The organism is Streptomyces sp. NPDC101225, assembly GCF_044767585.1.
GTDB lineage: Bacteria > Actinomycetota > Actinomycetes > Streptomycetales > Streptomycetaceae > Streptomyces.
Genome location: NZ_JBIWOE010000017.1, coordinates 113,734 through 127,404, shown reverse-complemented (window position 1 = coordinate 127,404; position 13,671 = coordinate 113,734). Strand labels below are relative to the sequence as shown.

At 71.2% G+C, this 13,671-nt stretch carries 10 protein-coding genes and 1 riboswitch; of the genes, 4 read left to right on the top strand and 6 right to left on the bottom strand.

What is annotated here, in order from left to right:
* Window positions 1-51 precede the first annotated feature (51 nt).
* Window positions 52-2,880: a GNAT family N-acetyltransferase gene (locus ACIRPX_RS23800; RefSeq protein WP_404197972.1), complete on the bottom strand. Its 2,829-nt coding sequence runs from the start codon at window positions 2,878-2,880 to the stop codon at window positions 52-54.
* Between the two features lie 207 nt (window positions 2,881-3,087).
* Here ACIRPX_RS23800 and ACIRPX_RS23795 point away from each other — a divergent pair, with 207 nt between their 5' ends.
* Window positions 3,088-3,369, top strand: coding sequence for an HPr family phosphocarrier protein (locus ACIRPX_RS23795; protein ID WP_016432192.1), 282 nt, complete (start codon window positions 3,088-3,090; stop codon window positions 3,367-3,369).
* A gap of 162 nt (window positions 3,370-3,531) precedes the next feature.
* On the opposite strand, the gene ACIRPX_RS23790 is transcribed toward ACIRPX_RS23795, so the two are convergent.
* The 4 genes from ACIRPX_RS23790 to ACIRPX_RS23775 form a co-directional block, all read right to left on the bottom strand.
* Window positions 3,532-4,227, bottom strand: coding sequence for a GntR family transcriptional regulator (locus tag ACIRPX_RS23790; RefSeq protein ID WP_404197969.1), 696 nt, complete (start codon window positions 4,225-4,227; stop codon window positions 3,532-3,534).
* 187 nt (window positions 4,228-4,414) lie between these two features.
* Window positions 4,415-5,191, bottom strand: coding sequence for a M23 family metallopeptidase (locus ACIRPX_RS23785; protein WP_404197966.1), 777 nt, complete (start codon window positions 5,189-5,191; stop codon window positions 4,415-4,417).
* A gap of 12 nt (window positions 5,192-5,203) precedes the next feature.
* A riboswitch (cyclic di-AMP (ydaO/yuaA leader) is annotated at window positions 5,204-5,399 on the bottom strand.
* A gap of 198 nt (window positions 5,400-5,597) precedes the next feature.
* Window positions 5,598-6,986, bottom strand: a complete 1,389-nt coding sequence (locus tag ACIRPX_RS23780) for a M16 family metallopeptidase (protein WP_404197963.1) — start codon at window positions 6,984-6,986, stop codon at window positions 5,598-5,600.
* Window positions 6,983-8,377, bottom strand: coding sequence for a M16 family metallopeptidase (locus ACIRPX_RS23775; RefSeq protein WP_404197960.1), 1,395 nt, complete (start codon window positions 8,375-8,377; stop codon window positions 6,983-6,985). Before ACIRPX_RS23775 ends, ACIRPX_RS23780 begins: the two co-directional genes overlap by 4 nt.
* 316 nt (window positions 8,378-8,693) lie before the next feature.
* Between ACIRPX_RS23775 and ACIRPX_RS23770 the strand changes: the two genes are divergently transcribed.
* The gene (locus tag ACIRPX_RS23770) at window positions 8,694-11,150 is read left to right on the top strand and encodes a DNA topoisomerase (ATP-hydrolyzing) subunit A (RefSeq protein ID WP_404197958.1); all 2,457 of its coding nucleotides are present in this window, start codon (window positions 8,694-8,696) and stop codon (window positions 11,148-11,150) included.
* Here the strand turns inward: ACIRPX_RS23770 and ACIRPX_RS23765 are convergent.
* Window positions 11,147-12,277, bottom strand: a complete 1,131-nt coding sequence (locus tag ACIRPX_RS23765) for a CobW family GTP-binding protein (protein ID WP_404197956.1) — start codon at window positions 12,275-12,277, stop codon at window positions 11,147-11,149. The two genes, ACIRPX_RS23770 and ACIRPX_RS23765, sit on opposite strands and share 4 nt — an antisense overlap.
* Window positions 12,278-12,598: 321 nt before the next feature.
* On the opposite strand from ACIRPX_RS23765, the gene ACIRPX_RS23760 reads away from it, so the two are divergent.
* Together ACIRPX_RS23760 and ACIRPX_RS23755 are read left to right on the top strand one after the other, a co-directional pair.
* Window positions 12,599-13,147: a DUF6082 family protein gene (locus tag ACIRPX_RS23760; RefSeq protein ID WP_404197954.1), complete on the top strand. Its 549-nt coding sequence runs from the start codon at window positions 12,599-12,601 to the stop codon at window positions 13,145-13,147.
* A gap of 133 nt (window positions 13,148-13,280) precedes the next feature.
* The gene (locus tag ACIRPX_RS23755) at window positions 13,281-13,517 is read left to right on the top strand and encodes a hypothetical protein (protein ID WP_404197951.1); all 237 of its coding nucleotides are present in this window, start codon (window positions 13,281-13,283) and stop codon (window positions 13,515-13,517) included.
* The last annotated feature ends 154 nt before the right edge of the window (window positions 13,518-13,671 follow it).

Genomic DNA, 13,671 nt, shown 5'->3' with positions numbered 1-13,671 from the left:
AGGGGTGCGCCGACTGCGAGGCACCGGTCATGCGGTGCGCGTGTGCACGTCTCAGTAGAGGGGGAGCGTGCGCGGACCGAGGTCGCCCCGGGCGGGCGGCGGCGCGAGACGGACCGAGGCGCCGAGAACGGTCAGGCCACGCGGCGCGACCACGACGGGCTCCAGGGTCACCGCCACGACCTCCGGGTGATCGTCGACCAGGCGGGACACCCGCAGCAGCAGCTCCTCCAGCGCAGGCGTGTCGACCGGTGTCGAGCCGCGCCAGCCGAACAGCAGCGGCGCCGTCCGGATCGAGCGGATCAGCGAGGTCGCCTCCCGGTCGGTGACCGGGACCAGCCGGTGCGCCATGTCGCCGAGCAGCTGGGAGGCGGCTCCGGCCAGCCCGAAGGACAGGACGGCCCCGGCCGCGGGGTCGATGACGGCCCGCACGACGGTGTCCACGCCGCGTGGTGCCATCTGCTGCACCACGGGCCGAAGCTCCTCCGGCTTGCCGAACAGCTCGGTCAATTCGGCGTACGCCCGCCGCAGTTGCTCTTCGTCGGCGAGGTCCAGCCGTACGCCGCCCAGGTCGGCGCGGTGGCGCAGGTGCGGGGCGGTGGCCTTGAGGGCGACGGGGTAACCGAGGTCCGCGGCGGCGCGGGCGGCGTCGTCCGGGGTGAAGGCGGGGACGGCCTTGCGCACGGCGATGCCGTACCGGCCGAGCAGCTCGTGGGTCTCCTCGGTGCCGAGCGTGAGCCCCTGGCCGCGCGCGAGCATCCCGTCGACGAGCCGGGCCGCTCCCTTCTCGTCGATGTCCTCGTACTCGGGCACCTTGCCGGGCTCGGCCGCCTCGCGCCGCCACTGGGCGTAGTGCACGGCCTCGGCCAGGGCGCGGACCGCGCGCTCGGCCGCGGGGTAGGCGGGGATGAGCCGGGGGCCGGTGTCGGGCGCGGCGGGTTCCTGGGGGCGCACCGGTGGCGGCAGCTGCTGCGAGGGGCGGAGCCGGCGGGCTCCGGAGGCTTTGGCGTGCGGCTCGGGCGCGGTGCTCGTCGCGGCCGACAGTGCCTCGGCGAGGCCGCCGAGTTCCACGTGCACCACGAGCACCGGCTTGCCCGGGACCTGTTCGGCCGCCGAGCGCAGCGCCTCCGCGAGCTCGGCGTCCCCCGGCGAGCCCTCACCGATCGCCGGGATCGCGGTCACCACCACGGCGTCGCACGTGTCGTCCGCCAGGGCGCGCGCGAGCGCCGCGTGGAAGTCGCCCGCCGACGCCTGCGTGGTCAGGTCGAGCGGCCGCAGGGGCCGCAGCCCTTCGGACAGGCAGGCGTCGTAGGTGAGCAGGCCCAGTGATTCGGAGTTGCCGAGGATCGCCACGCGCGGTCCCGCCGGCAGCGGCTGGCGTGCGAGCAGCAGGCCCGCGTCGACCAGCTCGGTGATGGTGTCCACCCGGATGACCCCGGCCTGTCTGAGCAGTGCGGAGACCGTCGCGTGCGGCAGCTGCGTGGCCCGGACGGCGTGCCCCTGGGGTGCGGAGCCGGCACCCTGGACCACGACCAGCGGCTTGGCGGCCGCGGTCCGCCGGGCGAGGCGGGTGAACTTGCGCGGGTTGCCGATGGACTCCAGGTACATGAGGACGACGTCGGTGTCCGGGTCGTCGTACCAGAACTGGAGCACGTCGTTGCCGGACACGTCGGCGCGGTTGCCGGACGACACGAAGGTCGAGACGCCCGTGACCCCGGTGACTCCGCCGCCGCGGCGCTGCAGCCGGGACAGCAGCGCGATGCCGATGGCCCCGGACTGGGCGAACAGCCCGATCCGGCCGGGTCGGGGCATGTCGGGGGCGAGGGAGGCGTTCAGCCGCGTCCCGGGCGACGTGTTGATGATGCCGAAGGCGTTCGGGCCGACGATCCGCATGCCGTACGTACGCGCGTGCCGTACGAGTTCGCGCTGGCGCTCGCGCCCCTCGGGCCCGCTCTCGGCGTATCCGGCGGAGACGACGACCAGCCCCTGCACGCCGTGTTCGCCGCACTCGGTGACGACCTCCGGCACGTGGTCGGCGGGGACGGCGACCACCGCGAGGTCGACGGGCCCCCCGATGTCCCGCACCGAGCGGTGGGCGGGCACCCCGTCGAGCTCCTTGAGCTCTTCGGGCAGCGCCTTGTTCACGGCGTACAGCGCCCCGGTGAAGCCGGCGTCCCGGATGTTGTCGAGGATGCTGCGGCCCACGCCTCCGGGCGTGCGGCCGGCGCCGACGACGGCGACGGAGCCGGGCAGGAGCAGCCGCCGTACGGACCGGCCCTCGGCGCGCTGCTCCCGCGCGCGCTGCACGGCGAGCGACCGGTCGGTGGGCTCGATGCCGAACTCCAGGTGGACGACGCCGTCCTCGAAGCTGCGCTTCTGGGTGTAGCCGGCGTCGGTGAAGACCTTGATCATCTTGACGTTGGCCGGGAGCACCTCGGCGGTGAAGCGGCGGATGCCCCGCTCACGGGCGACCGCGGCGACGTGTTCGAGGAGCGCGGAGGCGACGCCGCGCCCCTGGTGGGCGTCCTGGACGAGGAAGGCCACCTCGGCCTCGTCGGCCGGTGCCGACGCGGGCATTCCGTCGGCGCCGATGCGGTCGTAGCGTACGGTGGCGATGAACTCGCCGCCGACCGTGGCCGCGAGTCCCACCCGGTCCACAAAGTCGTGGTGCGTGAAGCGGTGGACGTCCTTGGCGGACAGACGAGGGTACGGCGCGAAGAAGCGGTAGTACTTCGACTCGTCCGAGACCTGCTCGTAGAAGCTGACCAGGCGCTCGGCGTCATCAACGGTGATGGGGCGGACGCGCGCGGTGCCGCCGTCGCGCAGCACCACGTCGGCTTCCCAGTGGGCGGGGTACTCATGCCGGTCCGACGAGGTCTGCATGGGGCCCAGAGTACGGCTCGCGTCCGACAACGGCGCGAGGCAGTCTGTGGGAAGGACGGCAGTCGCCGAGAACAGAACAAGGACGCACGTCGGGCCGAGGCCGCGGTCCGACGGCCCACCCCCGGCGGAGCGGAGGACCGCTCCGCACATGCTTCACGTTGTGGGAAACTGGTCTAGACAACCCTGAACACCGAAGGGCAGCATCACATGGCTGAGCGCCGCGTCAACGTCGGCTGGGCCGAGGGCCTCCACGCCCGCCCCGCTTCCATCTTCGTCCGGGCCGCCACGGCCGCAGGTATCCCGGTGACGATCGCCAAGGCCGACGGCAACCCCGTCAACGCGGCCTCCATGCTGGCCGTCCTGGGCCTCGGCGCCCAGGGGGGCGAGGAGATCGTCCTCGCCTCCGACGCCGAGGGTGCCGACGCGGCGCTCGACCGGCTGGCGAAGCTGGTCTCCGAGGGGCTCGAGGAACTCCCCGAGACCGTCTGATCCCGGCACCGCGGAAGGGCTCGTCCGAATTATCGGACGAGCCCTTCACATTTCCCCCCGGCGGCCCGACAGAAATTCCGATCAACGCCGGTGGAATTCTCAGCCAGGGCAGCAGAAATAACCCCCCGGCCAATTCCACCCCCTTTGTATACGGCGCGCATGTTAATGGCGCGGGCCCGTCACGTTTACGGCATGTTGCGAGGTCCTCACAGGGTCGGCGCGATCGCCGCCGGGAGCGAACCGCAGCCGGTGCGCCGCACTGGAGCGCTCGGTGTGCAGGGTCGTGATCGCCCGCGCGCGCTCGCCGTCGCCGCGGGCCACGGCGTCGACGATCGCGCCGTGCTCCGCCCAGGACTCCACGGGGCTGGCGGGCGCCTCCTCGGTGTACATCCAGGCGATCTTGTGCCGCAGCTGGGTCAGCATCGAGGTCAGGGCCGGACTGCCGGACGCCTGGGCGAGAGTCTCGTGGAACCAGCCCTCCAGGGAGCGCAGATCCTCACTGGTGCCCCGCCTGGCCCGCTCCTGCCCCAGCCGGACCAGGCCGCGCAGGACCTTGAGGTGGGCCTCGGTGCGCCGCTGGGCGGCCCGGGAGGCGGCGAGCGGCTCCAGGAGCACACGCATCTCCAGCAGGTCGGCGGCCTCCTGCTCGTTCGGTTCCGCCACGCAGGCGCCCGCGTGCCGCCGGGTCACCACGAAGCCCTCCGCCTCCAGGGTGCGCAGCGCCTCGCGCACGGGGACGCGCGAGACACCGTAGCGGCGGGCGAGGAGTTCCTCGGTGAGCCGGCTGCCGCGCTCGTAGACACCCGCGACGATGTCGTCCCGGATCGCTGTGCACACCGAGTGCGCCGGAATACGCATGACCGACCTCCGACTTAATCCCCGTGAAACGCCAATGATTGACGTGTGTTCCGGTGACTCTATTGCACGGGGCCGGAATTTCCGACGGCGGGCCGGAATCCATGGATATTTTTTGGACACCGGGGCCGGCGAAACCGAAAGGCCCCGGCCGGGAGGCCGGGGCCGGGGGAGGTCGCGCGGAGGTTCGTCAGACGCCGACGCCGTGCGAGCGCAGGTAGGCGACGGGGTCGATGTCCGAGCCGTACTCGGGCGTCGTGCGGGCCTCGAAGTGCAGGTGCGGCCCGGTGGTGTTGCCGGTCGAGCCGGACAGGCCTATGTGCTGCCCCGGGGTGACCGTCTGGCCGGCCGAGACACCGATGGACGACAGGTGGCCGTACTGGGTGTACGTGCCGTCGTGCATCCTGATGACGATCTCGTTGCCGTAGGCGCCGCCCCAGCCGGTCCGGACGACGGTGCCGGCGCCGACGGCGTGCACGACCGTGCCGCTCGCCGCGTGGAAGTCGATGCCCGTGTGGCTGCCGGAGGACCACAGGGAGCCACCGGTCTTGTAGCCCGTCGACACGTACGAGTGCGACACCGGGGCGACGAAGCGGTTCAGGCGCCTGCGCTCGGCCGCACGGGCCGCGCGTTCCTCGGCCGCACGCTCCGCCTTGGCCTTCGCGGCGGCCTTCAGGCGCGCGGCCTCCTCGGCGGCCTTCTTGCGGGCGGCCTCCTCGGCGGCGTGCTTCTGGGCCTCGGCCTGGGCGTCGATCTGGTCGGCGATCGCGTTGCCGATGGTGATGACGGGGTTGAGCCCGGTCTGCTCGAAGGAGTGGTCGACGGAGTTCCCGGCGGCGAACGAGGGGGCGGCGAGAGTGCCGACGACGCCGGTCGTGGCGAGGGCCGCGACCCCGGCGGCCCTGACGGTGCCGCGCTTGATCATGCTGGGACGACGGTGCTTCCCGGTGGCGCAGTTGAACGCCATGAACTGGCTGGTCCTTTCCTTCCCTCTCGCCTACCGGGTTAGCTGACGGGTTCGGAGCAGGAAGGTCTCCTACGGACCCCCTCGCCGGTGCGCGGGCGTCCGATTCACCCCAAGGACTCGGATCCCGCCGGCCGCGACGGCGGCGACGGAAGGGTGGGTCCCCGGCTCCCCTGGCTCGCGCCGTACGGGGACTCGGCGATGGCTGTCCGGTGCCGCGGGCGCGGCGCACTGCCTGACGAACAGCCCGGAAGACGCTAGGCAGAGCCGTCTTCAATCCCCAAACGGATCCCGGCTTTTGTAGCGCATCCCACAGGGCAGACGGGCAACTCTCCCCCAATTCGGACATACGAGGGCCCTGGTGACACATCCGTCACCAGGGCCCTCACGCGTGCGTGCCCCGTACTCGCTACTCGGCGGACACCACGGTGACTTCGCCGATGCCCAGAGCCGCGACCGGCTCCTTGATCTGGCTCGCGTCACCGACGAGGACCGTGACCAGGCGGTCCACCGGGAAGGCGCTCACGGCGGCCGCGGTGGCCTCCACGGTGCCGGTGGCGGCGAGCTGCTGATAGAGCGTCGCCTGGTAGTCGTCGGGCAGGTGCTGCTCGACCTGGTCGGCCAGCGTGCTCGCCACGGCCGCCGCGGTCTCGTACTTCAGCGGCGCCACCCCGACGAGGTTCTGCACGGCGACGTCGCGCTCGGCGTCCGTCAGGCCGCCCTCGGCCAGCGTGCGCAGCACCGTCCACAGATCCTGCAGTGCCGGGCCGGTGTTGGGCGTGTCGACGGAGCCGCTGATGGCGAGCATCGCCGCACCCGTGCCGTCCGGGGCGGACCTGAGGACCTGGCCGAAGGCGCGCACACCGTAGGTGTAGCCCTTCTCCTCGCGCAGGACGCGGTCCAGACGGGAGGTGAGGGTGCCGCCCAGGCAGTACGTGCCGAGCACCTGCGCGGGCCAGACGCGGTCGTGCCGGTCGGCGCCGACGCGGCCGATGAGCAGCTGCGTCTGGACGGCGCCGGGGCGGTCCACGATGACCACGCGCCCGGTGTCGTCGGCGGTCACCGGCGGCACCGGGCGCGGCTCGGCCGAGGAGCCCGTCCAGGCGCCCAGGGTGTCGCCGAGCAGCGCGTCCAGGTCGATGCCGGTGAGGTCGCCGACGACCACCGCGGTGGCGGTGGCGGGCCGGACGTGACGGTCGTAGAAGGCGCGTACGGCCGCGGCGTCGATCTTCTCGACCGTCTCCTCGGTGCCCTGGCGCGGGCGCGACATGCGCGAGGCCGCCGGGAACAGCTGCTTGGAGAGCTCCTTGGCCGCCCGGCGGGAGGGGTTGGCCAGCTCGTGCGGGATCTCGTCCAGGCGGTTGCGGACCAGCCGCTCCACCTCGCTGTCGGCGAACGCGGGCGCCCTGAGGGCGTCGGACATCAGGCCGAGCGCCTTGGCCAGACGGGAGGCCGGGACCTCCAGGCTCAGGCGCACGCCCGGGTGGTCGGCGTGCGCGTCGAGGGTGGCGCCGCAGCGCTCCAGCTCGGCGGCGAACTCCTCGGCGGAGTGCTTGTCGGTGCCCTCCGAGAAGGCCCGCGCCATGATCGTGGCGACGCCCTCGACGGCGGCCGGCTCGGCCTCCAGGGGCGCGTCCAGGGAGACCTCCACGGCGACGACCTGCTGGCCGGGGCGGTGGCAGCGCAGGACGGTCATGCCGTTGCCGAGCGCGCCGCGCTCCGGTGCCGGGAACGCCCAGGGCCTGGCCTCGCCCGCCTGGGGCTGCGGGTGGAAATCCATCGTGGCGAGCTCGGTCACTTGGCCGCCTCCTCGTTGTCGTCGCCGGCTTCGACCGTGGCCTCGGCCTCAGGGTCTTCCGGGGGATTCGCGTCCTCGGCGGCCTCCGCCGAGACGGGCTCGTAGACGAGCACCGCGCGGTTGTCGGGGCGCAGGCGGGCCTTGGCGACCTCCTGGACCTCCTCGGCCGTCACCTCCAGGACGCGCCGCACGGCGGTGAGCGCGAGCTGCGGGTCGCCGAACAGGACGGCGTACCGGCACAGTTCGTCCGCGCGGCCCGCGACCGTGCCGAGCCGGTCCAGCCACTCGCGCTCCAGCTGCGCCTGGGCGCGCTCCATCTCCTCGGCCGTCGGGCCCTCCTCGGCGAACCGGGCGAGCTCCTCGTCGATGGCGGTCTCGATGACCGGCACCTCGACGTCACCGGAGGTCTTCACGTCCAGCCAGCCCAGTGAGGGGGCTCCCGCGAGGCGCAGCAGGCCGAAGCCGGCCGCGACGGCCGTACGGTCGCGCCGTACCAGCCGGTTGTAGAGACGGGAGGACTCGCCGCCGCCGAGGACGGTGAGCGCGAGGTCCGCCGCGTCGCACGCGCGCGTGCCGTCGTGCGGCAGCCGGTAGGCGGCCATCAGGGCGCGTGCCGGAACCTCCTCCTCGACGATCTCGCGCAGCTGCTCGCCGATGACGTCGGGCAGCGAGCCGTCCCGGGGCGCGGGCTTGCCGTCGTGCGCGGCGATGGACCCGAAGTACTTCTCGACCCAGGCGAGCGTCTGCCCCGGGTCGATGTCGCCGACGATCGACAGGACCGCGTTGCCCGGCGCGTAGTACGTGCGGAAGAACGCGCGCGCGTCCTCGAGCGTCGCCGCGTCCAGGTCGGCCATCGAACCGATGGGGGTGTGGTGGTAGGGGTGGCCCTCGGGGTAGGTGAGCGCGGTGAGCTTCTCGAACGCGGTGCCGTAGGGCACGTTGTCGTAGCGCTGCCGGCGTTCGTTCTTGACGACGTCCCGCTGGTTCTCCATGGACTCCTCGTCCAGGGCGGCGAGCAGGGAGCCCATACGGTCGGCCTCCAGCCAGAGGGCGAGCTCCAGCTGGTGGGCGGGCATGGTCTCGAAGTAGTTGGTGCGCTCGAAGCTGGTGGTGCCGTTGAGCGAACCGCCCGCGCCCTGCACCAGCTCGAAGTGGCCGTTGCCCTTGACCTGTCCCGAGCCCTGGAACATCAGGTGCTCGAAAAGGTGAGCCAGGCCGGTACGCCCCTTGACTTCGTGCCGGGAACCGACGTCGTACCAGAGGCACACCGCCGCGACCGGGGTCAGGTGGTCCTCGGAGAGCACCACGCGCAGGCCGTTGGCCAGGCGGTGCTCCGTCGCTGTCAGGCCCCCGGAGCCTGCCTGGTCTGTGGCCGTGTGACCCATGGTCATGTACGTCCCTTCGATCGCCGAGGCGGTGGTTCGAACCGCGGTTTTCCTGCCGTTCCTGCCACTGTATGCAAGCGTGCGGAACGTGGGCGAAGTTCCCGGACGACGTACGCCCACAGCGGATCGCGTAACCTGCGGGCAGCCGCGGCGAGGGTGATCCCCGAGCGCCGGGCCGGGCCGCCCGCACCGGGTCCTGGCCCGCGTTGTCAGTGCCGCGGTCCACAATGGTCCGCGTCAGATCCCGTTCACGCTTCAGGCAAGAGTGAGCCGAAGGGGCGCGACCCGTAGGCGAGCGACCAGAAAAGAGGAGCCGGCAGCGATGGCCCGCCGCAGCACGAAGACCCCGCCGCCCGACGACGCGTACGAGGAGAAGATCCTCGACATCGACGTCGTCGACGAAATGCAGGGCTCCTTCCTCGAGTACGCGTACTCGGTCATCTACTCGCGAGCCCTGCCCGACGCCCGCGACGGCCTCAAGCCGGTGCACCGCCGCATCGTGTACCAGATGAACGAGATGGGGCTGCGCCCCGACCGCGGTTATGTGAAGTGCGCCCGCGTCGTCGGCGAGGTCATGGGCAAGCTGCACCCGCACGGGGACGCGTCGATCTACGACGCCCTCGTGCGCATGGCCCAGCCCTTCTCCATGCGCGTGCCGCTCGTCGACGGCCACGGCAACTTCGGTTCGCTGGGCAACGACGACCCGCCGGCCGCCATGCGGTACACGGAGTGCCGCCAGGCCGCCGCGACGAGCCTGATGACCGAGTCGATCGACGAGGACACGGTCGACTTCGCGCCCAACTACGACGGCCAGGAGCGGGAGCCCGTCGCCCTGCCCGCGGCCTTCCCGAACCTGCTGGTCAACGGCGCGTCGGGCATCGCGGTCGGCATGGCGACGAACATGCCGCCGCACAATCTCTCCGAGGTCGTCTCCGCCGCCCGCCATCTGATCCGCCACCCCAACGCGGACCTGGACACGCTGATGAAGCACGTCCCGGGCCCCGACCTGCCCACCGGCGGCCGCATCGTCGGCCTCGCCGGCATCCGGGACGCGTACGAGACCGGTCGCGGCACCTTCAAGATCCGCGCCACCGTCGACGTCGAGACCGTCACCGCCCGGCGCAAGGGCCTGGTCGTCACCGAGCTGCCCTTCACGGTCGGCCCGGAGAAGGTGATCGCCAAGATCAAGGACCTGGTCGGTTCGAAGAAGATCCAGGGCATCGCCGACGTCAAGGACCTCACCGACCGCGAGCACGGCCTGCGCCTGGTCATCGAGATCAAGAACGGCTTCGTGCCGGAGGCCGTCCTGGAGCAGCTGTACAAGCTGACGCCGATGGAGGAGTCCTTCGGCATCAACAACGTCGCGCTGGTGGACGGTCAGCCGCTCACGCTGGGCCTCAAGGAGCTCCTGGAGGTCTACCTCGACCACCGCTTCGAGGTCGTGCGCCGCCGCAGCGAGTTCCGCCGCAGCAAGCGGCGCGACCGCCTGCACCTGGTGGAGGGCCTGCTGACGGCGCTCGTCGACATCGACGAGGTCATCCGCCTGATCCGCTCCAGCGAGAACAGCGCGCAGGCCAAGGAGCGCCTGATGGAGCGCTTCTCCCTGTCGGACGTGCAGACCCAGTACATCCTCGACACGCCGCTGCGCCGCCTCACCAGGTACGACCGTATCGAGCTGGAGTCCGAGAAGGACCGGCTCAACACGGAGATCGCGGAGCTGACCCGGATCCTCGATTCGGACGCGGAGCTGCGCAAGCTGGTCTCCGCGGAACTGGCCCAGGTGGCGAAGAAGTTCGGCACCGACCGGCGCACCATCCTGCTGGAGTCCTCCGGCGCCCCGGCGGCCGTGGTGCCGCTCCAGGTCGCGGACGACCCCTGCCGGGTGCTGCTCTCCTCCACCGGCCTGCTGGCCCGTACGGCGAACGGCGAGCCCTTCCCCGAGGACAAGGCCGGCAAGCGCGTCAAGCACGACGTGATCGTCTCGGCGGTCCCGGCGACCGCGCGCGGCGAGATCGGCGCCGTGACCTCGCTCGGCCGCCTGCTGCGGATCAACGTCGTCGACCTGCCGCAGCTCCCAGAGACGGCGTCGGCGCCGAACCTCTCGGGCGGAGCGCCGCTCACGGAGTTCGTCCCGCTGGACGGCGCCGAGACGGTGGTCTGCCTGATCACGCTCGACGAGTCCTCCCCCGGTCTCGCCCTCGGCACGGAGCAGGGCGTGGTCAAGCGCGTGGTCCCCGACTACCCCACCAACAAGGAGGAGTTGGAGGTCATCACGCTCAAGGAGGGCGACCGGATCGTCGGCGCGATCGAGCTGCGCACGGGCGAGGAGGACCTGGTCTTCATCACCGACGACGCCCAGCTGCTGCGCTATCAGGCCTCGCAGGTCCGTCCCCAGGGCCGTCCCGCGGGCGGCATGGCGGGCATCAAGCTGACGGACGGCGCCAAGGTCATCTCCTTCACGGCGGTGGACCCGGCGGCGGACGCGGTGGTCTTCACGGTCGCGGGCTCGCGCGGCACGCTCGACGACTCGGTCCAGACGACGGCCAAGCTGACCCCGTTCGACCAGTACCCGCGCAAGGGCCGCGCCACCGGCGGCGTCCGCTGCCAGCGCTTCCTCAAGGGCGAGGACTGCCTCTCCCTGGCCTGGGCGGGCGCCGTCCCGGCCAAGGCGGCCCAGAAGAACGGCGCACCGGCCGACCTCCCGGACATCGACCCGCGGCGCGACGGCTCCGGGGTGTCGCTGGCGAGGACGGTGTCGGTGGTGGCGGGGCCGGTCTAGAGCGGAGGCTCCGCGCGGTGCGGATCGTCCGGGAGGCCGGGTTCCTGTTCCCGGGCGTCCGGATCTTGTACGAAGCGCAGGACGCCCCACATACCGGCCTCTTCGGCGGTGTGCGGGGCGTCGCTCTTGCACGCGTCGAGCCCCTTGGCGAGGGCGTGCGCGTCGATGCCGGAGCCGATGAGGACGAGCTGGGTGAGGCGGGCGCGGTCGGCGCCGCCGAAGCCGTTGGCGTTGCCCGGCCAGGGCTCGGGATGGAACCGCAGGAAGGGCCCCACGGCGTGCACGGCGTAACGGTTGCGGACGTCGTACGCCCCGAAGTCGACGTACCCCTTGATCCGGTAGAGCCCCTCCGGCCGGCTGTCGAGGAACTCCATCAACCGGCGCGGCTCCATGGGCACTTCGGAGGTGAAGGAGACGGTGTCGTAGGCGGCGTGCAGGTGCTGCGCGTGCTCGTGGGATTCCCCGCCGTCCCGTACGTGCAGGTCGTCGAAGGACAGCTGCCCGATGCGCTCCTCGCCGGGCCGGCAGTCGAAGAGGAACTCGGGGTCGATACGGCCGTAGAAGGCCGGGACGACGGCGGCACGGTCGACGAGGGACCGGACGAGCCCGAGGACGCGCTCGGCGTCCGGCGCGCGGTCGAGCTTGTTGACGACGACGAGATCGGCGAGGGCGAGATGCCGGTCCACCTCGGGATGCCGGGCGCGGGTGTCGTCGAACTCGGCGGCGTCGACGACCTCGACGAGCCCGCCGTAGACGATCCCCCGGAGCTCGCTGGCGAGCACCATGCGCACGAGTTCCTGCGGTTCGGCGAGTCCGCTGGCCTCGATGACGATGACGTCGATGCCGGCGGAGGGGCGGACGAGCCGCTCGAGGTAGTCGTCGAGCTCACTGGCGTCGACGGCGCAGCACAGGCATCCGTTGCCGAGGGAGACGGTGGAGTCCCCGAGCGCGCCGGCGACGGCCATGGCGTCGATCTCGATGGCCCCGAAGTCGTTGACGACGGCGCCGATACGACTGCCACCGCTGCGGTGCAGGAGGTGGTTGAGGAGAGTGGTCTTGCCGGAACCCAGGAATCCGGCGAGTACGACGACCGGGATCTGCCGACTGGTGCGACTCGGCTGACTCAACGTGCGACCTCTTCCACGCTTCCTTGTGCGCCGGATCGCGGCTGCGGCGCGCGTCCGACAGATGAATGCCGGACCAGGATACGAGCCGGAACAATCACTCCTGAGTGAACGATTGTTAGCAGCGCTTACGGGGCAGACGTTGGGCAAGGCGCCGGAGTGTGCGACCCTCGCTTCCCTCCGTGCGCCGCCTCTCCGCCTCCCTGCCGATCAGAGCCGCTCGGCATCCTGGGAGACGGCAAGCGCCGCCCACCGCTCGCCGGTCCCCCACAGTCGACCCGCACCCCGACGACCGGCGGACGGCCGCCTGATTCGGGGGTTGACATGGCCACACAGAACATGGGTCCGCGGGGACTGGGTATCGCCGCAGCAGCGGGAGCCGCCTTCGCCGCTGGAGCCCTCACCGTCCTCGCCGTCTACCAACGCTGGTACGAAGCCCCACTCTCACGGACGAGCCCCTCTGAGCAGATGGAAGCGCATCGGGCACGGCTCGCCGATTACCAACGCCTGCAACTCCGGCTGCTCGACAAGGCCATGGACGATCCTCAACTGGCGGCCGTGATGGGCACCGTCGAGACGGAGTCGCCTGCACAACGGCGGCAGTACCTCTTCGCGAACGCGCTTTACGCCAACGCCCTCTTCGGCTATCGCATCGGCGTTGCGAGCCTGGAAGAGATGAGGGGGCACCTGCGCGTACTGGTCCGGAACCACGTCTTTCGTGCGTACTGGGAAGCGACACGCCACCATCGGGCCAGTCTGCAGGACGACTCGGAGGAAGGACGCATGGGCAGGATGGTGGACGCCCTGATCCACGATCTGGACGAGAGCGACACGGACGAATGGTGGGTAGTGGGTGAACCTCCTACCGACTGAGAAGACCGCAAACAAAGGGCAACAAGCTACCTCACAAGTCCAGTTGGCCTAAGCCTTCTGCCATCTGAGTGATAGGGTCTGCGCTATTGTCCGTTCTCTTGAGTCACAACCGACGCATGAGGACCGGATCCCCTTGAAAATCGTGCGCCGTATCGGCGCCTCTCCACGCGAGCGCGGCAGCATGTCCGGCGAGACCTGCCCGGACATCTTCGAACTCAGTGATGGCAACTTCGCGGTCATCGGAACTGAAGCCACCGCAGAGCTCGACCAGCTGCTCCCTTCCGACGCAGCTCGCGCAGACTACGAGCGGATCGTCATCGTGAGCCGAGAAACTCTGGTTCGCGCCAAAACTGACATCCCCGACGCCTGACATCCGCTTAGGGAACGAGTCACCCCTTCGTTCTCCGCCCCATCACCCGCCCCGCTGCGCCCATGAAGGAGCAGTAAGGCTCGTCCCGAGCAGCCCAACCCCGTCACTGCTCGTCTGTCATCGTCGGCCCGGCGCCAGAAGCACCGGGCCACAC

Coding starts and splice junctions, on each gene's coding strand:
- ACIRPX_RS23785 (WP_404197966.1), bottom strand. CDS start 5,191: ATGGCGTTCAACTGCGCCACCGGGAAGCACCGTCGTCCCAGCATGATC.
- ACIRPX_RS23795 (WP_016432192.1), top strand. CDS start 3,088: ATGGCTGAGCGCCGCGTCAACGTCGGCTGGGCCGAGGGCCTCCACGCC.
- ACIRPX_RS23775 (WP_404197960.1), bottom strand. CDS start 8,377: ATGACCATGGGTCACACGGCCACAGACCAGGCAGGCTCCGGGGGCCTG.
- ACIRPX_RS23760 (WP_404197954.1), top strand. CDS start 12,599: ATGGCCACACAGAACATGGGTCCGCGGGGACTGGGTATCGCCGCAGCA.
- ACIRPX_RS23770 (WP_404197958.1), top strand. CDS start 8,694: ATGGCCCGCCGCAGCACGAAGACCCCGCCGCCCGACGACGCGTACGAG.
- ACIRPX_RS23790 (WP_404197969.1), bottom strand. CDS start 4,227: ATGCGTATTCCGGCGCACTCGGTGTGCACAGCGATCCGGGACGACATC.
- ACIRPX_RS23800 (WP_404197972.1), bottom strand. CDS start 2,880: ATGCAGACCTCGTCGGACCGGCATGAGTACCCCGCCCACTGGGAAGCC.